This is a genomic window from Frigoribacterium sp. Leaf415 (genome assembly GCF_001424645.1).
Lineage (GTDB): Bacteria > Actinomycetota > Actinomycetes > Actinomycetales > Microbacteriaceae > Frigoribacterium.
In genome coordinates this window covers 1278953-1297578 of record NZ_LMQR01000001.1, presented here as the reverse complement: position 1 = coordinate 1297578, position 18626 = coordinate 1278953, and the positions used below count along the sequence as shown (strand labels likewise).

At 70.8% G+C, this 18626-nt stretch carries 16 protein-coding genes; 14 read left to right on the top strand and 2 right to left on the bottom strand.

All coding sequences use genetic code 11. From position 1 onward, the window contains the following. Positions 1–30 precede the first annotated feature (30 nt). Positions 31–1380 (bottom strand): LysM peptidoglycan-binding domain-containing protein, encoded by a 1350-nt coding sequence (locus tag ASG28_RS05960; RefSeq protein WP_055973049.1) that lies wholly within the window; start codon positions 1378–1380, stop codon positions 31–33. A gap of 193 nt (positions 1381–1573) precedes the next feature. Between ASG28_RS05960 and ASG28_RS05955 the strand changes: the two genes are divergently transcribed. Beyond that, entirely contained in the window at positions 1574–1930 is a 357-nt protein-coding gene (locus ASG28_RS05955; protein ID WP_055973046.1) for an Rv2175c family DNA-binding protein, read from the top strand. A 61-nt stretch (positions 1931–1991) separates the two neighbouring features. On the opposite strand, the gene ASG28_RS05950 is transcribed toward ASG28_RS05955, so the two are convergent. Next, complete coding sequence (locus tag ASG28_RS05950; protein WP_055973043.1) at positions 1992–3113, bottom strand: polyprenyl synthetase family protein; 1122 nt, start codon at positions 3111–3113, stop codon at positions 1992–1994. A gap of 110 nt (positions 3114–3223) precedes the next feature. Between ASG28_RS05950 and ASG28_RS05945 the strand changes: the two genes are divergently transcribed. The 13 genes from ASG28_RS05945 (at position 3224) to ASG28_RS05885 (ending at position 18512) form a co-directional block, all read left to right on the top strand. Beyond that, entirely contained in the window at positions 3224–3625 is a 402-nt protein-coding gene (locus ASG28_RS05945) for a DUF3040 domain-containing protein (protein ID WP_055977027.1), read from the top strand. A gap of 272 nt (positions 3626–3897) precedes the next feature. Continuing rightward, the gene (gene mraZ / locus ASG28_RS05940) at positions 3898–4329 is read left to right on the top strand and encodes a division/cell wall cluster transcriptional repressor MraZ (RefSeq protein ID WP_055973040.1); all 432 of its coding nucleotides are present in this window, start codon (positions 3898–3900) and stop codon (positions 4327–4329) included. A gap of 101 nt (positions 4330–4430) precedes the next feature. After that, positions 4431–5381, top strand: coding sequence for a 16S rRNA (cytosine(1402)-N(4))-methyltransferase RsmH (rsmH, locus tag ASG28_RS05935; RefSeq protein ID WP_055973037.1), 951 nt, complete (start codon positions 4431–4433; stop codon positions 5379–5381). Then, on the top strand, positions 5378–6046 hold the full coding sequence (locus tag ASG28_RS05930) for a hypothetical protein (RefSeq protein ID WP_055973034.1): 669 nt from the start codon (positions 5378–5380) through the stop codon (positions 6044–6046). Before rsmH ends, ASG28_RS05930 begins: the two co-directional genes overlap by 4 nt. A 74-nt stretch (positions 6047–6120) precedes the next feature. Next, positions 6121–7887 (top strand): peptidoglycan D,D-transpeptidase FtsI family protein, encoded by a 1767-nt coding sequence (locus tag ASG28_RS05925; protein WP_235477605.1) that lies wholly within the window; start codon positions 6121–6123, stop codon positions 7885–7887. A gap of 14 nt (positions 7888–7901) precedes the next feature. Next, positions 7902–9452: a Mur ligase family protein gene (locus ASG28_RS05920; protein ID WP_055973030.1), complete on the top strand. Its 1551-nt coding sequence runs from the start codon at positions 7902–7904 to the stop codon at positions 9450–9452. Continuing rightward, a complete protein-coding gene (locus tag ASG28_RS05915) occupies positions 9449–10855 on the top strand; it encodes a UDP-N-acetylmuramoyl-tripeptide--D-alanyl-D-alanine ligase (RefSeq protein WP_055973026.1) in 1407 nt (468 codons plus the stop codon). Before ASG28_RS05920 ends, ASG28_RS05915 begins: the two co-directional genes overlap by 4 nt. Beyond that, positions 10852–11955: a phospho-N-acetylmuramoyl-pentapeptide-transferase gene (mraY, locus tag ASG28_RS05910; protein ID WP_055973023.1), complete on the top strand. Its 1104-nt coding sequence runs from the start codon at positions 10852–10854 to the stop codon at positions 11953–11955. The genes ASG28_RS05915 and mraY overlap by 4 nt, the downstream gene beginning before the upstream one ends. Next, positions 11952–13517 (top strand): UDP-N-acetylmuramoyl-L-alanine--D-glutamate ligase, encoded by a 1566-nt coding sequence (murD, locus tag ASG28_RS05905; protein ID WP_055973020.1) that lies wholly within the window; start codon positions 11952–11954, stop codon positions 13515–13517. Before mraY ends, murD begins: the two co-directional genes overlap by 4 nt. Further along, the gene (gene ftsW, locus ASG28_RS05900; RefSeq protein WP_055973018.1) at positions 13474–14781 is read left to right on the top strand and encodes a putative lipid II flippase FtsW; all 1308 of its coding nucleotides are present in this window, start codon (positions 13474–13476) and stop codon (positions 14779–14781) included. The genes murD and ftsW overlap by 44 nt, the downstream gene beginning before the upstream one ends. Then, positions 14778–15893 carry a UDP-N-acetylglucosamine--N-acetylmuramyl-(pentapeptide) pyrophosphoryl-undecaprenol N-acetylglucosamine transferase gene (locus ASG28_RS05895; protein ID WP_055973013.1) on the top strand — a complete coding sequence of 372 codons (1116 nt, stop codon included), beginning with the start codon at positions 14778–14780 and terminating at the stop codon, positions 15891–15893. Before ftsW ends, ASG28_RS05895 begins: the two co-directional genes overlap by 4 nt. After that, positions 15890–17320 (top strand): UDP-N-acetylmuramate--L-alanine ligase, encoded by a 1431-nt coding sequence (gene murC, locus ASG28_RS05890; protein ID WP_055973010.1) that lies wholly within the window; start codon positions 15890–15892, stop codon positions 17318–17320. The genes ASG28_RS05895 and murC overlap by 4 nt, the downstream gene beginning before the upstream one ends. 292 nt (positions 17321–17612) lie before the next feature. Beyond that, positions 17613–18512: an FtsQ-type POTRA domain-containing protein gene (locus ASG28_RS05885; RefSeq protein WP_235477591.1), complete on the top strand. Its 900-nt coding sequence runs from the start codon at positions 17613–17615 to the stop codon at positions 18510–18512. Positions 18513–18626: the final 114 nt, after the last annotated feature.

Below are 18626 nucleotides of genomic sequence, written 5' to 3'. Positions count from 1 at the left end.
AAACCGCCCGACGCGCAGGTCGTCGGCGGTTCAGCGGAGGGTCGCGAGCCAGGTGGTGGCGGGAGCCTCCCACTTGGCGTAGGCGTCGGGGAACGCCGAGTACTGCACGGCCTGTGCCGCCTTCGTCAGGGACATCGACTGCCACCCCTTGACGTCGAGGAGGCCTCGCGTCTTGCCCGTGTTCGGGTTGCTCGCACCACCGAAGAAGAGCTTGGTCGCGTGCACCGGGTCGCGCAGCTGGGCGGGGGTTCCCCACCCCGTGCTCGGGCGCTGCTGGAACAGGCCGAGGGAATCCCGGTCGCCGTGGTCGAGGTTGCGCAGGCTGCTCTCTTGTGCGGCCGCGGCCAGGGCGATGACGATGGCACGGTCTCCGACCCCGAGCTGGCGTCCCACCGAGATGATGGTCCGGGCGTTGCCGGCCTGCTCGGCCGTCAGCGTCGCACTGACGCCCAACGGCGCGGCCGACGTCGACGCGACCACGGTCGTGGCGGTCGGCGCTGCGGCACCGGGCAGGGTGAGGGTCTTGCCGGCGTAGATGGTGCTGGTGAACGAGAGCCCGTTCGCGGCGAGCAGGGCCTTGACGCTCGTGCCCGACTTCGAGGCGATGGAGGCGATCGTGTCGCCCCGCTGGATGACGTAGCTGCCCACGGCGGGTCCTGCGGCAGGGGCCGGCGTCGTGGCGGTGGACGCGGACGATCCCGCGGGGACGGTCAGGGTCTGGCCCGGGTAGATGATGCTCGACAGTCCCAGCCCGTTCGCCTGGATGAGCGCGCTCGTCGTGACCCCGTGGGCTCGCGCGATGGAACTCAGCGTGTCCCCACGGACGATGACGTACCGGCCGCCCGTCGCCTTGACCGGGGCGGGCGCGGACGACGGTTTGGCGGCGGCACTCGTGGCGGCGCTCAGGCTCAGGGTCTGGCCCGGGAAGATGGTGGACTTCCAGCTGAGGCCGTTCAGGGCGAGCACCGACGCGGTGCTCAGGCCGAACGATCCGGCGATGCTCGCGACGGTGTCACCCGACTTGACGGTGTAGGTGGCCGGGGCGGCACCGAAGACGCGGGCCGAGCTCGCGGCGGTCTCGACGGTGGCCGCGGTCTTCTGCTCGGGTGCCGACAGTCGAGGGGGCAGCACGGGACGAGGAGACGCGTCGGGCTTCTTCGTCGGGCCCTGGTCGAGGGCGAACACGGGACCGGTGACGCCCATGCTGAGGGCCATGGAGCCCGCCAGGACGATGGGAACCGTGTTGAGCATGGACCGAGCCATGCGCGAGAGCGGTTTGCGCTCGTCGCCCCCACCGAGAGGGCCGAACGCACTCGTCGACCGGGCGTCCTGGGTCGTCGCGGACTCGGAGTCGGGGCGGGCGGGACTGACGTCGTTCATGGGCTGATCCTCGGTTCGGGGGCGGGGACACGGTCGCTGGGTGATCGGTGAGCCGCGGTGCCACGTCGTCCCAAGTTGGCACACGTGGATATCCAAGTCAATCAGTGGGACGCATGTTGCGCATGTGACTCGCCTCGGGGGAGGAGGTGGAGGAGGCGCGGCGAGGGTCACGAACCCGTGGCAAGGTTGTCGCGTGACCGATCTCTCTCAACGCCCCTGGTTCGCCGACACCGAATGGCTCACCGTGCCCGACCTCGTCGAGCGGCTCGGCCTCGGGGTGAGTCGCGTGCGTCGCCTGCTCGAGGAGCACGTCCTCGTCGGGACCCGCGTGGACGGCGTCACGAAGGTGCCGGCCGTCTTCCTCGACGGCTCCGAGCCGAGGCACGACCTCCGAGGCACCCTGACGGTCCTCTCGGACAACGGATTCGACGACGACGAGGCCATCGACTGGATGCTGTCCCACGACGAGGCGCTCGGCACGAGTCCCGTCGCGGCCCTCCAGGCCGGGCGCAAGGCCGAGGTCCGGCGCATCGCGCAGAGCCTGCTCTAGCCTCGACCCCGCACCGCCCCCGGCGGGCCGTCAGGCGACGGCCGTCGACCCGTGGGCGGGTTCAGGAGGCGCGGCGCGTGACGGTCTCGGCGAGTCGCGTCAGCTGCGTCCGTGCCGACGGCGCGAGTCCCGACCGATCGAGTGCGTGGACGGCACGCTCGACCTGATCGGTGATCGTCTGCTCGACGGCGTCGACGGCACCGCTGTCGCGCAGCGTCGCCTGCAGCATGCTGATCTGGTCGTCGTCGAGTTCGGGGTCACCGAGGAGTTCGTCGAGCAGGCGGACGGCCCCCGGGGGCAGGGCCCGACGAGCGGTCGCCACGAGGACCGTGCGCTTGCCCTCTCGGAGGTCGTCGCCTGCGGGCTTGCCCGTGACCGACGGGTCACCGAACACGCCGAGGAGGTCGTCACGCAGTTGGTAGGCGATGCCGAGGGGCAGTCCGAAGTGCCGCAGGGACTCGAGGGCGGTCCGGTCGGCACCGGCCATCGCCGCGCCCACGGTCAGTGGGGCCTCGACGCTGTACTTCGCGGACTTGTAGACGATGACGCGCTGGGCACGCGGCAACAGCTGCAGTTCGTCGACCGTCCGCCAGGCGTTCTCCTCGAGGATGTCGAGGTACTGGCCCACCGTGACCTCGGTCCGCATGCGGTTGAGCTCGAGGCGCGCCGCCCGGGCGGCCTCGCGGGACGGGAGGGAGTCGAGCGCCTCGCTCAGCAGCTCGTCGCTCCACGCCAGCAGCAGGTCGCCCATGAGGAGGGCGCCCGACCGGCCGAACGCCTCGGGAGACCCGAGCCAGGACCCCTCGCGGTGCAGGGCCTCGAAGCGCCGATGGGCCGCCGGCAGCCCCCGGCGCGTGTCGGAGTTGTCCATGATGTCGTCGTGCACGAGCGCCGCCGCGTGGAAGAACTCGAGCCCTGCCGAGGCGGTCATGACCGCGCCGATCTCGCGCTCGTCGCGGGCCTCGCCGAGCGGGTCGAAGCCCGTGTCGAGCCCGGCGACCGACTGCCAGCCCCAATAGCAGAAGAGAGCCCGGAAGCGCTTCCCACCCCGGAGCAGATCGCTCGAATAGAGGGAGAAGGGATCGAGGTCGGGAGCGATGCCCGCCAGGGCCGGACGCTGCCGCTCGAGGAACCGGTCGATGCGCTCTTGAACGACGTCCACTAACCGCGTACTCTCAGCCACGCTGCCTAGCCTAGCGATAGCTGTCGGGCATACACTCGCAGCTACTCATCGCGTCGATCCCGAGGCTCCCGCCTCGCGCTTGAGAGCCCGTGCTCGAAGGGAACACCAAGATGCCACTTTCCGAACAGGAGCAGCGACTCCTCGAAGAGATGGAGCGGAGTCTCTACAACAACGACTCCGACTTCGTGGCGACGGTCGGCAACCGCGGTGGCCGACCCAACTACACGCTGGTCGTGGTCGGGGTCCTCGGTGCGCTCGTCGGCATCGCCGTCATCGTCGCAGGCGTCATCTTCCGCCAACCGTTGATCGGCGTGGCGGGGTTCGTGGTCATGCTGGCCGGCGTCCTCTTCGCCATCGCGCCGCCCAAGCGCAAGGGCTCGCCGGCGGCTTCCGTGCCGTCCGCTCCCCGTTCCTCCACCTCGCGTCCGGCGCATCCCGCCAAGGGCGGTCTGATGGACCGTCTCAACGACCGGTGGGACCGCCGCCAAGACGGTGACGGGCGCGACGCCTAGCCTCCACGAGCACCACGACCTCAGGGGTCGGCCTTCGGGCCGGCCCCTTTTTCGTGCGCCGGATCGACCGGCGGGTCGTCTGCGACACGCAGGACGCGCCTCCTCGGGTCGTTTTCCCTCCACCGTCCTCCACCCGCGTGACCCCCGAACTGGAGCGGATCGCAGGCGAGACACGCGTGGTTGCACCCGCCTTTCCGTTGCTGGGTGGTGGGTTGTGGAGTAAAGTGGAGGTACGTGCCACAGAGGGGTGCGGGGCGAGGGGAGACGGGCGCATGTTCCTCGGCACCTATTCGCCCAAGCTCGACGAGAAAGGGCGCATCATCCTCCCCGCAAAATTCCGTGACGAACTGGCCTCCGGCCTCGTCATGACCCGCGGGCAAGAGCGGTGCGTCTACGTCTTCAGCCAGCGCGAGTTCGAAGACATGCACTCGCGCATCCGCCAGGCGCCGGTCACGAGCAAACAGGCCCGTGACTACATGCGTCTCTTCCTCTCCGGCGCGAGTGACGAGATCCCCGACAAGCAGCATCGGGTGACCATCCCGGCGACGCTGCGCGAGTACGCCGGTCTCGGTCGAGACCTCACCGTGATCGGCGCGGGCAACCGTGCCGAGATCTGGGCCACCGACGCGTGGAACACCTACTACGAGGCCCAGGAGGCCGAGTTCGCCAACACCACCGAGGAGGTGATCCCCGGGCTCTTCTAGCCCGTGGGCCCCGACCCTCAGCCGTCAGCCCTGGCGCACCTTCCCCGGTGCCAGGTCCCGACGGATGGGGATCAGGGCCGACGAGCACAGCCCGTGTCGTCATGGCCGATCAGATCCACACCCCCGTCCTCCTCGAGCGCACCCTCGAGCTCCTCGCCCCGGCCGTCTCGCGTCCCGGTGCCGTCGTCGTCGACTGCACCCTCGGCATGGGGGGCCACAGCGAAGCGATGCTGCAGGCCTTCCCCGAGCTCACGGTCGTCGGACTCGACCGCGACACCGAGGCCCTCGCCCTGGCCGGCGAGCGGCTCGCGCCCTTCGGCGAGCGTGCCCGCCTCGTGCACACGACGTACGACGGCATCGCCGAGGCTCTCGACGACCTGGACCTCGACACGGTCGACGGGGTGCTCTTCGACCTCGGCGTGTCGTCACTGCAACTCGACCGGGTCGAGCGCGGCTTCTCGTACTCGAAGGACGCCCCGCTCGACATGCGCATGGACCCCACCTCTCCCGTCACGGCGGAGCGCGTCCTCGCCGAGTACCCCGAGAGCGAACTGCGTCGCATCTTCTACCAGTACGGCGAGGAGAAGCTGGCTCCGCGGTACGCCCGACGGATCGTCGAGCACCGGGCCGACTCACCGCTCACCCGCAGCGGCGAGCTCGTCGACCTCCTGATCGCGGCGACGCCCATGGCGTTGCAGCGTGCCGGTCACCCCGCCAAGCGCGTGTTCCAGGCGCTGCGCATCGAGGTCAACGGCGAGCTGGCCTCGCTCGAGGCGGCCGTCCCGGTGGCCCTCGACCGTCTCGCCGTCGAGGGGCGGATCGTCGTGCTGGCCTACCAGTCCCTCGAGGACCGTTTCGTCAAGCGCGAGTTGGCCGCCCGCACGACGTCCACGGCACCGCAGGGTCTTCCGGTCGAACTGCCCGAGCACCGTCCCGACTTCCGCCTGCTCGTCCGCGGGGCCGAACTGGCCTCCGACGCCGAGCGCGACCTCAACCCCCGAGCCAAGCCCGTGAGACTGCGCGCCGCCGAACGAATCCGGAGAACAGCATGAGCAGCAACCTGGCCATCGCGACCCCGTCGACGCGTCCGCAGGCGTCGTCCACCCCGGTGGCGCGACCGGTCGAGATCGTCACGAGTCGGGCACAGCGACGGGCCCGGCCGAAGATCGCCTACGCACTCATCGCGACGGCGGCGCTGTTCGTCCTCCTGCTGGCCCAACTGGCCATCAGCATCGCCCTCAGCGACGGTGCGTACAAGATCTCCGACCTGCAGGCCGCCAAGACCGAGCTCGTCCGGGACCAGCAGAAGTACAGCGAGCAACGCGACGTCCTGTCCTCGCCGCAGAACCTCGCCGCCAACGCGGACGAACTCGGCATGGTCCGCAACTCGAACCCCGTCTACCTCGATCTCGCCACGGGCGCGGTCCACGGGTCACCCGCCCCCGCGGCGGGTGCCGACGAGGCGACGTCCGGCAACCTGATCCCGAACACCCTCCTCGAGGGCGTCCCGCTCACGACCAAGGCCCCCGCGACCTCCGCCGACGACGCCGCTGCCGGCACCGGTACCGGCACAGGCCCCGCCGCCACGTCCATCGGTGCTCCGACGACGGCGGGAGCCGCGGCCGTTCCGACCGACGCAGGCGCGGCGGACGGGGGATCGGCTGACGAGTCGGTAGCGTCGGGCGCGAACGAGCTGGCGGCTCCCCAGACCCGCTAGCGACGTGCCGTCACCGGTACATCGATCGACGACAGCGGGTCGGGCAGGCGCCCGGCCGCGGTGAGGAACCTCTCGTGAAAGCAGCTCCCCGAAGCCGCCGTCTCCGCGTGACGCTGGCGATGGCGCTGATCATCGCCCTCGTCGGCGTGTTCGTGGTGCGCCTGGCAGACATCCAGCTCGTGCAGGCGGCCGAGCTCAACGAGCAGTCCCAGAACAAGCGCGAGATCGTCCAGACGACCTACGGCGACCGTGGCGACATCACCGACGTGGACGGCACCGTGCTCGCCGGCAGCGTCACCCGGTACAACATCACGGCGGCTCCGGCGTTCGCCACGACGGCCAAGGTGAAGGGCGAGGACGGCAAGACCACCGAGCTGACCGTCGACCAGGTCGTCGAGCGCATCGCGAAGATCACCGGGGGCGACGCCGACACCATGACGAAGGCGTTGACCACCGACCCCGAGGCGAACTTCGCGTACCTGGTCAAGGGCGTCGACGTCGACGCCTTCCGTGAGGTCCGCGAGATGAACGTGTCGTGGGTGTACTTCCAGCGCCAGGCCGCGCGCACCTATCCCAACGGAGCGGTGGCGGGCAACCTCACGGGCTTCATCGGCACCGACGGTCCGCAGGCCGGACTCGAGCTGAGCCAGGACTCGTGCCTGGCGGGCACCGACGGCTCCGAGACCTACGAGCGCGGAGCCGACGGCGTCCAGCTGCCCGGCAGCACCGTCACGACCAAGGAGGCCGTCGCCGGTGGCACGCTCCGTCTCACCGTCGACAGCGACCTCCAGTACATGACCCAGCAGGCGCTGGGAGAGCAGGCCGAGGCCATCGGGGCCGAATCGGCCACTGCCGTCGTCATGAAGGCGAGCGACGCCTCGCTGCTCGCGGTCGCCGACTACCCGGCCGTCGACCCCAACGACGTCAACGGCACCGCCGTCGACGACCTCGGCAGCAAGGCCTTCACCTACTCGTACGAGCCGGGGTCGACCTTCAAGGCGATGACCGCTGCCATGCTGCTCGACTCGGGCAAGGCCGATCCCGCGACGCGGGCGACGGTGCCGTACTCGCGCACGTTCCCCTGGGGCGGCGAGATCCACGACGCGACCTTCCACCCGACCGAGAACCTCACGCTGACGGGCATCCTGCGCGACTCGTCCAACGTCGGGATCTCGCTGCTCGGCCAGTCGCTGTCGGCCCAGCAGCGTCACGACTACATGGTGAAGTTCGGTCTGAACGACCCGACCGGCGTGGCCTTCCTCGGCGAGCCCACGACGGGCATCCGGCCGGCCTCGCAGTGGGACCAGCAGACGAGCATCAACACGATGTTCGGGCAGGGTGTCTCGACGACGGCCATCCACATCGCGAGCATCTACCAGACGCTGGCCAACCACGGGACCCGTCTGCCGGTCAACCTCGTCGCCGGGTGCACGGCCCCCGACGGCACCGTCACCGAGACCCCCTCGGCCGAGGGCACGAGCGTCGTCTCCCCGTGGGCCGCCGACACGACCGTCAACATGCTCGAGAAGGTCGTCAGCGACGGCGACCTCAAGGACGTCCTGTCGATCCCCGGGTACCGCGTCGCCGCCAAGACCGGTACCGCCGAGGTCGCGCGCTCGGACGGAACCGGCTACGGTTCTGACCGCATCGTCTCGGTGGCGGGCATCGCTCCGGCCGAGAACCCGCAATACGTCGTCGTCGTGACCTTCACCAAGCCCAGTACCATCAAGACGTCGGCCGCTGCGGCGCCGACCTTCAACAAGATCATGTCCCAGGTCCTCGAGATGTATCGGGTCCCTCCGTCGACGGAGCCGGCACCCAGCCTGCCCGAGACCTGGTGAGAGAAGAGGATTCTTTGAGCGCCCGGATCCCCCCGGTCCTTCGACCGGAACATCCGTCGGCGAGGTCACTCGCCCAACTGGTCAGCGAGTTCGGACTCGAGCACGAGGGTTCCCTCGACGGCATCGAGATCACCGGCATCACGCTGAGCACGGCGGACCTCCACCCCGGCGACCTGTACGTGGGCGTGCCCGGCGCGCACCGGCACGGAGCCGAGTTCGCCGACCAGGCACGTGACGGCGGTGCCGTGGCCCTGCTGACCGACGCCGCGGGTGCCGAGCTGGCCCGGTCCAGCGGGCTGCCCGTCGTCCTCGTCGACTCGCCCCGGGCGGCCCTCGGCGAGCTCTCGGCCTGGATCTACCGCACCGACAGCGACGACGCGCCCCTGCTCCTCGCGGTCACCGGCACCAACGGGAAGACCAGCACGTCGTACCTGCTCGAGGGCGTCCTGCGCCAGCTGGGCCTCGTCACCGGTCTCAGCAGCACGGCCGAGCGTCACATCGGCGACCTCACCGTCGTCAGCCGCCTCACCACCCCCGAGGCCAGCGAGATGCACGCGCTGCTGGCCCGCATGCGCGAGAGCGAGGTGCGCGCGGTGGCCGTCGAGGTCAGTGCGCAGGCGCTCAGCCGCAACCGCGTCGACGGTCTCGTCTTCGACGTCGCCGCCTTCACCAACCTCAGCCACGACCACCTCGACGACTACGCCGACATGGAGGAGTACTTCCAGGCCAAGTTGCCGCTCTTCCAGCCCGACCGTGCCCGACGTGCCGTGGTGTCGCTCGACTCGCCGTACGGCCAGCGCGTGGTGGACAACGCCCGCATCCCCCTGACGACCATCACGATCCTCCCCGACGTCGAGGCCGACTGGACGATCGAGATCCTCGACGAGCAGGCCGCGTACACCGAGTTCCGCCTGTCGGGTCCCGAGCAGCGCTCGCTCGTGACGCGCGTCCCGCTGATCGGGTGGCACATGGTCGCGAACGCGGCCCTGGCGATCGTCATGCTGGTCGAGGCGGGCTTCGAGCTCGAGGCCATCGGCCAGGCCCTCGACGCGGACGGCGGCATCGTGGCCTACCTGCCCGGACGCACCGAGCGCGTCTCGGGCGACACCGGCCCCAGCGTCTACGTCGACTTCGGCCACAGCCCCGACGCGTTCCTGACCACGCTCGCCGCGGTCCGCACCTTCACACCCGGCAAGGTCATCATGCTGTTCGGCGCGGACGGCGACCGCGACACGACGAAGCGCGGTGAGATGGCCCGGGTGGCCGCCGCCGGTTCCGACATCCTGGTCGTGACCGACCACCACCCCCGCTTCGAAGACCCGGCCTCGATCCGCAAGACCCTCGTCGACGCCGCCCGCGAGGCCTACCCCGAGCACGAGATCCACGAGGTCAGCCCGCCCGAGGCCGCCATCCGTGCGGCCGTGGCCCTGGCCGGTGCGGGGGACTCGATCCTCTGGGCCGGCCCCGGCCACCAGGACTACCGCGACATCCGTGGCGAGCGAACCCCGTACTCCGCTCGCGACGAGGCCCGAGCGGCCCTTCGCGAAGCCGGGTGGTCCGAGTGATCGCGCTCACGCCCCTCCAGATCGCCGAGATCACCGGCGGACGCCTGGTCCACCCCGAGGAGGCGCGGGTCGCGACCCCGGTCGACGGCACCGTCGAGACCGACTCGCGTCTGGTCACCCCGGGGTCCGTCTTCTTCGCCCTGCGTGGTGAGGTCACCGACGGCCACCTCTTCGTCGAGGCCGCCACCGCGAACGGCGCGGCTTTGGTGGTCGCCGAGCGCGAGGTCGACACGACCGCGCCGCTCGTCGTCGTCGACGACGGAGTCGTCGCGCTGTCGCGCCTCGCCGCCGCCGTCGTCGAGCACGTCCGAGGTCTCGGCCGGCTCAAGGTCGTCGGTGTCACGGGCTCCAACGGCAAGACGAGCACCAAGAACATGCTGCGCGCCGTCCTGAGCGACGTCGCGGCCACCGTCGCGCCGCAGGGGTCGTTCAACAACCACGTCGGCGCTCCGATCTCGATGCTGCGCATCGACGAGGCCACCGAGTACCTGGTCGTCGAGATGGGTGCGAGCGGGCCGGGCGAGATCGCCCGTCTCGTCGACATCGCCCGTCCCGACACAGGGGTGGTGCTGAAGGTCGGCCTCGCCCACGCGGGCGGCTTCGGCGGCATCGAGGGCACCCGTGCGGCCAAGGCCGAGATGGTGACCGACCTGCCCGCCACGGGGACGGCCGTCCTCAACGCGGACGACGATCGCGTCGCGGGCATGGCGTCCGTGACCGCCGCCCGGGTCGTGACCTTCGGGCAGAGCCCGTCGGCCGACTACCGGGCGTCCGACATCGACGTCTCGGCCGCCGGCACGTCCTTCACCTTCGAGCACGGCGACACGAGTCGCCGGGTGTCGCTGCGCATCCTCGGCGAGCACCACGTGATGAACGCCCTGGCGGCCCTCAGCGTCGTCGGCGAGTGGGGCGTCGACCTCGACCGGGCCGTCACGGTCCTCGAGGGCGTGACGCGGGCCGAGCGTTGGCGCATGGAGGTCCTCGACGCGCCCGGCGGCGTCACCGTCGTGAACGACGCCTACAACGCGAGCCCCGACTCGGTCGCCGCGGCCCTGAAGACGCTCGCCCAGATCACGGGTCCCGACCATCGCTCGGTGGCCGTCCTCGGCGAGATGGCCGAGCTCGGCGAGTACGCACGGGACGAGCACGACCGCGTCGGCCGACTGGTCGTCCGGCTGAACGTCCGCCAGCTCGTGGTCGTCGGCCACGAGGCGCGGCACATCCACATGGCGGCGGGCCTCGAAGGCTCGTGGGACGGAGAAAGCGTGCTGGTCGACACGATCGACGAGGCCTACGACCTCCTGCAGGGCACCCTGCGAGCCGGGGACGTCGTCCTCGTGAAGTCGTCCAAGTCGGCCGGCCTGCGCCTCCTGGGCGACCGTCTGGCCGGGGTGACCGCATGATCGCGCTGTTGATCGGCGGCGGGTTCTCCCTCGCGTTCACGCTGCTGATGACGCCGGCGTTCATCAAGCTCTTCCACCGCCTCGGCTGGGGCCAGTTCATCCGCGACGACGGTCCGCAGTCGCACCACACGAAGCGCGGCACGGCGACCATGGGCGGCATCGTCCTGATCATCGGCACGGTGCTCGGCTACTTCATCGGTCACCTGGCAGGCCGGGACGAGCTCACGCTCAGCGGGATGCTCGTCCTCTTCATGATGGTCGGCCTCGGCGTGGTCGGGTTCCTCGACGACTTCCTCAAGGTGCGCAACCAGCGCAGCCTCGGGCTCGGCGGCTGGGCGAAGATCGCCGGGCAGGTCGTCGTGGGGGCGGTGTTCGCCGTCCTGGCGCTCTCGTTCACGAACGATCGCGGTCTCGCACCCGCGTCGACGATGATCTCCGGCCTCCGGGACATCCCGTGGCTCGACTTCATGTTCTTCGGGACGATCATCGGCGGCGGCTTGTTCCTGATCTGGGTCGTCCTGATCACCGTGAGCACCTCGAACGGCGTCAACGTCGCCGACGGCCTGGACGGCCTCGCCACGGGTGCGTCGATCCTCGCGATCGCGTCGTACATCTTCATCGGCTTCTGGCAGAACAACCAGCTCTGCACCAGCGTGCGTCTCGACGAGGCCACGCGGGGCGCCTGCTACCAGGTGGCCGACCCGCTCGACCTCGCCGTGGTCGCCGCCTGCATCTGCGGTGGGCTCATCGGGTTCCTCTGGTGGAACACCTCGCCCGCACAGATCTTCCTGGGCGACACCGGGTCGCTCGGCCTCGGCGGGGCGCTGGCCGCCCTGGCCATCCTCAGCCGCACCGAACTGCTGCTCGTCCTGATCGGTGGTCTCTTCATCGTGGTCACGGGGTCGGTGATCCTGCAACGCGCGTACTTCAAGATCACGAAGGGCAAGCGCATCTTCCTGATGAGCCCCCTGCACCACCACTTCGAGCTCAAGGGCTGGGCCGAGGTGACCGTCGTCGTCCGCTTCTGGATCATCGCCGGGCTCTTCGTCGCCGCCGGCGTCGGCACCTTCTACCTCGAATGGATCCTCCGCACCTCATGAGCGACGGCAGCACCGCCCCCCTCGTCGAGCGACTGGCCGGGCTCGACAGCTGGCACGCCGACTGGTCGGGCCTGCGCGTGGCCGTCCTCGGGCTCGGCGCGACCGGTTTCTCGGTGGCCGACACCCTGGCCGAGCTGGGCGCCGACGTCCTCGTCGTGGCACCCGCGGTCGATCCCGACAAGGCCGAACTGCTGCAGCTGATCGGGGCGCGTCTCGACGAGGTCGAGTCCCTCGAGGCGCCCTCGTCGACGCTCACGGCCTTCGACGCGCAGCTCGTGGTCGCCAGCCCGGGCTTCGCCCCGCATCACCCCCTGGTCCGGTGGGCCGTCGGGTCGGGGCTGGCCGTCTGGGGCGACGTCGAACTCGCCTGGCGCGTCCGCGACAAGGTGGAGCGCGTGGCCGACTGGGTGCTCGTCACGGGGACCAACGGCAAGACCACGACGACGCAGCTGGCGGCGGCGATGGCCGCCGCGGACGGCCGTCGCGTGGCGCCCTGCGGCAACATCGGCGTCCCCGTCCTCGACGCGGTGCGCGACCCCGACGGCTTCGACCTGTTCGTCGTCGAGCTCTCCAGCCACCAACTGCACTATCTGCCCACCGAGGGCCCCGGTGCCCTCCGGCCCCGCGCCTCCGTCTGTCTCAACCTCGAGGCGGACCACCTCGAGTGGCACGGCGGCGTGGACGCCTACCGTGCCGCCAAGGCCAAGGTGTACGAGAACACGGTCGTGGCCTGCGTCTACAACAAGGATGACGAGGCCACCCTCCGCATGGTCGAGGAGGCGGACGTCGAGGAGGGCTGCCGCGCCGTGGGCTTCGGGCTCGACGCCCCGGGGCCGAGCGAGGTCGGCATCGTGACGGGCGACGGCGTCGCCGTGCTGGCCGACCGTGCGTTCCTCGCCGAGCGTCGGACCCAGGCGCTCGAACTGACCACCCGGGAGGCGCTCCAGGGTGTCGGTCTCGGGGCCGACCACCTCGTCGAGGACGTGCTCGCCGCCGCCGCGCTCGTGCGTGCGGTGGGTGTCGCCCCCGTCTCGATCCGCGACGCCCTCGCCGGCTTCGCGGTGGACCACCACCGCACCGAGGTCGTGGCCGAGTCCGGCGGAGTGACGTGGGTGGACGACTCGAAGGCGACCAACCCCCACGCCGCGCGCGCCTCCTTGACGGCCTTCCCGTCGGTCGTGTGGATCGTCGGTGGCCTCTTCAAGGGCGTCGACGTCGAGCCGCTCGTCCTCGAGTCGACGGGCGCCGTCCGGGCGGCCGTGTTCGTGGGCGTCGACCGTGAGCCCCTCCGGCAGGCCTTCTCCCGACACGCGCCCGGCATCCCCGTCTTCGAGGTCGACGCCACCGACACTGGGCAGGTGATGCCGACGGCCGTGCGCCTCGCCGCGAGCGTGGCCCGACCCGGAGACACCGTGCTCCTCGCCCCGGCGGCGGCGTCCATGGACCAGTTCACCGACTACACGGCCCGCGGGCGATCCTTCGCCCAAGCCGTACACGAACACTTGAGGGGTGACGTCGATGGCCAACCCGCCGTCCAGCCTCCCGCGCCGTCGGCCGACTGAGTCGGGTCGCACGAGCCGCGGGCCCGTCCGGCCGACCGACGACGCGTCGACCGGGCTGGGGTCCTCGAAACGCACCGCCGGTGCGGTCGTCCGCGTCAAGAAGCTCTTCGCCGCCGAGACCGGCTCGTACTTCGTGATCCTCGGCACGACGTTGTTCATGGTCGTGCTCGGGCTCGTCATGGTGCTCTCGTCCTCGTCGGTCGAGCAGTACATCTCGTCGCGTCACACGTCGTTCTTCGGCGCGTTCATCCGACAGGGCACGTACGCGGCCGTGGGCATCCCGCTCATGCTCATCGTGTCGCGGCTGCCCGTGTCGTTCCTCAAGCGCTGGGCGTGGCACGTCCTCGGCGCGACGATCGTCCTGCAACTCCTCGTCTTCTCGCCCCTCGGCTACGAGATCGGGGGCAACCGCAACTGGATCGACCTCGGCTCGTTCACGGCGCAGCCCTCCGAGGCCGTCAAGCTCGCGTTGGCGATCTGGCTCGGCATGATCCTCTCCGTCAAGCGCGACCTGCTCGACGACTGGAAGCACCTGGCGATCCCGCTCGTGCCCGTGGCCGGCGTCGCGATCGGTCTCGTCGTGCTCGGCGGCGACCTCGGGACGACCATGATCATGCTCCTGCTCGTCTTCGCGGCCGTCTGGTTCGCCGGCGTCCGTCTGCGCTACCTGCTCGCGCCGCTCGCGTTCCTGGCGGTCGTCGTGCCCCTGATCGCCCAGGGCTCCAGCTCGCGCAACTCACGCATCGCCGCCTGGCTGTCGGGCTGCACCGATTCGAGCCAGTACCAGGCCGAGTGCTGGCAGACCCTGCACGGCACCTGGGCGCTGGCCTCGGGGGGACTCTTCGGCGTCGGCCTCGGCAACTCGAAGTCGAAGTGGTCCTGGCTGCCCGAGGCCGACAACGACTTCATCTTCGCCATCGTCGGTGAAGAGCTCGGGTTGATCGGTGCGATGGTCGTGTTGGCGCTGTTCATCGTCCTCGCCGTGGGCTTCGTCAAGATCATCCGTCGCACCAACGACCCCTTCGTCCGCGTGACGACCGGGGCCATCACGGCGTGGATCATCGGCCAGGCGCTCGTCAACATCGCGGTCGTGCTGGGGCTGCTGCCCGTGCTGGGCGTCCCTCTACCGCTCATCTCGGCGGGTGGGTCGGCGTTGATCGTCACGCTCGTGGCCATCGGCGTGGTGCTCTCGTTCGCCCGGGTGCCCGAAGAGGCCGACGCGCCGCAGGGGCTCCCGCGACAACGGGTAGGGTCTCTGCGGTGACGACGTATCTCCTCGCCGGCGGTGGCACCGCCGGGCACGTGAACCCCCTCCTCGCCGTGGCCGATCGGCTCCGACGACGCGAGCCCGACGCGACCGTCCTCGTGCTCGGCACGGCCGAGGGGCTCGAGGCCCGGCTCGTCCCGCAACGCGGATACGAGTTGTTGACCGTGCCCCGGCTTCCCTTCCCCCGGAAGCCCTCGGCGGCGGCCCTGCGTTTCCCGGGCCGACTCGCGGGTGCGATCGACGGCATCCGGTCCCTGCTCGCACAACACGACGTCGACGTCGTCGTGGGATTCGGCGGCTACGCAGCCGCCCCCGCCTACGTCGCCGCATGGCGGTCGAAGGTGCCCGTGGTCGTCCACGAGGCCAACGCGAAGCCCGGCATGGCCAACGTGCTCGGCTCGTTCCTCTCGTCCCACGTCGGCGTCGTCTTCCGCTCCACCCGCCTCCGGGGTGGACGGCAGGTCGGCATGCCGTTGCGTGACGAGATCGAGTCCCTCGACCGGCGGGCCCACCGCGACGAGGCCGTCGCGGCGTTCGACCTCGACCCCTCGCGTCCGACGCTGCTCGTCACGGGAGGCTCGACCGGTGCCCGGCGCCTCAACGAGACCATGTCGAAGGCAGCCGTCAGCGTGCTCGGCGCCGGCTGGCAGATCCTGCACATCACGGGTGAGAAGTCCGACCTCACCTCGACCGATCTCGACGGCCACCACCTGGTCCGGTACTGCGACCGCATGGACCTCGCGCTCTCGGCGGCCGACTTCGTCGTCTCCCGGGCCGGTTCGGCGACGGTGAGCGAGCTCACCGCGCTCGGCCTGCCCTCGGCGCTCGTGCCCTACCCGGTGGGCAACGGCGAACAGCGACACAACGCCACCGACGTCGTCGGTGCCGGGGGAGCACTGCTCGTCGCCGACGCCGATTTCACGCCCTCGTGGGTCGAGCGCACGCTCGTCCCGCTGCTGCTCGACCGGGCCGTCGTGGCCGACATGGCGGTCCGTGCCGCCTCGGTCGGAGTGCGCGACGGCACCGACCGCACGGTCGACCTCGTCCTCGACGCCGTGGGCCGCGCCTCCTCGTCCTCCCAGAACTCCGACCTCAGCGAGACATCATGATCAAGCCCGACCTCGACCAGCCGATCCCCGCCGAACTCGGCGCCGTCCACTTCGTCGGCATAGGCGGCTCCGGCATGAGCGGCATCGCCCGCGTGTTCCTCGCCGCCGGCCACCGGGTCACGGGGTCGGACGCCCGTGACAGCGCAGCCGTCGAGTCGCTCCGGTCGCTGGGCGCCGAGATCTCCATCGGTCACGACGCCGCCAACGTCGGCGACGCCGACACGCTCGTGGTGACCGGTGCCCTCTGGCAGGACAACCCCGAGTACCAGCTCGCGCTGACGAAGGGCCTGCCCGTCCTGCACCGTTCGCAGGCACTCGCCTGGCTCATCGGGCAGCAGCGGCTCGTGTCGGTGGCCGGAGCGCACGGGAAGACCACGTCGACGGGCATGATCGTCACCGCCCTGCTCGCCGCCGGGCACGACCCGAGCTTCGTGAACGGCGGGGTCATCCAGTCTCTGGGCGTCAGCGCCCGCGGCGGCGACGACGACCTCTTCGTCGTCGAGGCCGACGAGTCCGACGGGTCGTTCCTGCTCTACGACACCTCGGTCGCCCTGATCACCAACGTCGACGCCGATCACCTCGACCATTACGGCTCGCACGAGGCGTTCGACGACGCCTTCGTCCGGTTCGCGTCGGCCGCGCGCGAGTTCGTCGTGGTCTCGAGCGACGACGCCGGTGCCGTCCGTGTCGCCGGGCGTCTCGACCACCCGCACGTCGTGACCTTCGGCGCAGCCGCCGACGCCGACGTGCGCCTGAGCGACGTCGCCTCGACCGGTCCGGTCTCGTTCACGCTGCACGCCGAGGGGCGTTCGTGGCCCGTGCAGTTGCGCGTGCCCGGGCGGCACAACGCCGTCAACGCCGCCGGTGCCTTCGCCGTCCTCGTCGGTCTGGGGGTCGACCCCGAGGCCGCCATCGCAGGTCTCGAGACCTTCGGGGGCACCGAGCGGCGGTTCGAGCTCCACGGTGTCGTCCGGGGCGTCAGCGTGTACGACGACTACGCCCACCACCCCACCGAGGTCGCCGCCGCCCTGCAGGCCGCGCGCTCCGTGGTGGGCGACGGGCGCCTCATCGCCGTGCACCAACCCCATCTCTACAGCCGGACGCGGATGATGGCCGGCGAGTTCGCCGAGACCTACGAGCGCCTCGCGGACCACACCATCGTGCTCGACGTGTACGGTGCGCGCGAGGACCCCGAGCCCGGCGTCACCGGCGCGCTCGTGTCCGAACGCTTCGCCGACCCCGACCGCGTGGACTTCGTGTCCGACTGGCAGGCCGCGGCCGACCGCACCGCCGAGGTCGCGCGCGACGGGGACTTCGTCATCACGCTCGGTTGCGGCGACGTCTACCGCATCGTGCCGCAACTGCTCGGCTCGCTCGACGCGGCTCACGAGCCCGTCGTCGCCGTCGCGGAGGACTCCGCGGAGTGACTCGTCACAGCAGGTCCGTGGCGTCGGGGGCCCTCCGATGAAGCGGCCCGACGGATTCGACGAGCCGGAACCCGCCGCGACCCCGCCGGCGGCCCCGACCCGACGTCGGCGAGGCCGGGACTCGGACGCCACGGGGCCCGTCCCCGTCGTGGGCGATCCGCGTCCTCCGCGCGTGGCGACGGGTGGCTCGACGGCGCAGGGCGACGGGGGCACCGGCCCGTCGTCGTCCCCGTCCACGCTGAGGGATCGTCTCGGGACGGTCGCCGGAGCCCCTGCGGCCTGGCGTGACCGCGTGTCGAAGCCCGCGTCCACGGACGCGACCGACTCGCGCGCGACGGGCGCCCCCGGCGGCTCCGAGCCGCCGCGCATCGAGGCACCCGACGGCACGGCCGCCGAGGCCAAGGCGCGAGCCGCCGCGGCCCGCAAGCAGGCACGTCGGGCGTCGAGCGAACGGAGGCGCGTCGAGCGCGTCGAGGTCCGTCGCTTCACGCGTCGCAGCCGACACCGTCGGGCGACCCTGGTGTCGCTCGGGGCCGTCGTCCTCCTCCTCGTCGCGTCCGTCGCGGTCGCCGTGTTCTCCCCGCTGCTGTCGTTGCAGACCATCCGCGTCGAAGGGACCGAACGCGTCGACGCCTCGGCGGTTCAGACGGCACTCGACGGACAGCTCGGGACGCCCCTCGCGATGATCGACTTCGACGAGGTCACCCGCGAGCTCGCGGCCTTCCCCCTCATCGCCAGCTACGTGACAGAGACCGCTCCGCCGCACACGCTCGTCGTCCGCATCCAGGAGCGCCAGCCCGTCGCCACGGTCGCCGCGGGGGAGGGCTTCGAACTCGTCGACCCGGCCGGCGTCGTCGTGCAAGAACTCGACGCCCGGCAAGAGGGGGTGCCCCTCGTCGACGTCGGGGGAGCGGCCCTGGACGGCCCCGCGTACCGCTCGGTCGCCGAGGTGCTGTTGGCGCTGCCGGTCACGCTGCGGTCCACCGTCGACACCGTGACCGCCTCGACGGCCGACGACGTGACCCTGCAGCTCACCTCCGGTGAACGGGTCGTGTGGGGCAGCGCCGACGAGTCGGCGAAGAAAGCTCAGGTGCTCGCGGGGCTGATCGCGGACCAGGCACGCCGCGACCCGGGCGCGAGCGTCGAGTACGACGTGTCCGCCCCCGACAACGGGATCATCAGGACGAGATGAGAGGGTGTGTTCGCGACACGCTGGACACCCTGGCGACGACGCCTGCAGCGCACCCATACCTTGTGACTGCAGAACTTGCATACCATGTACAACTTTAACCTTCAACTGCAGAGT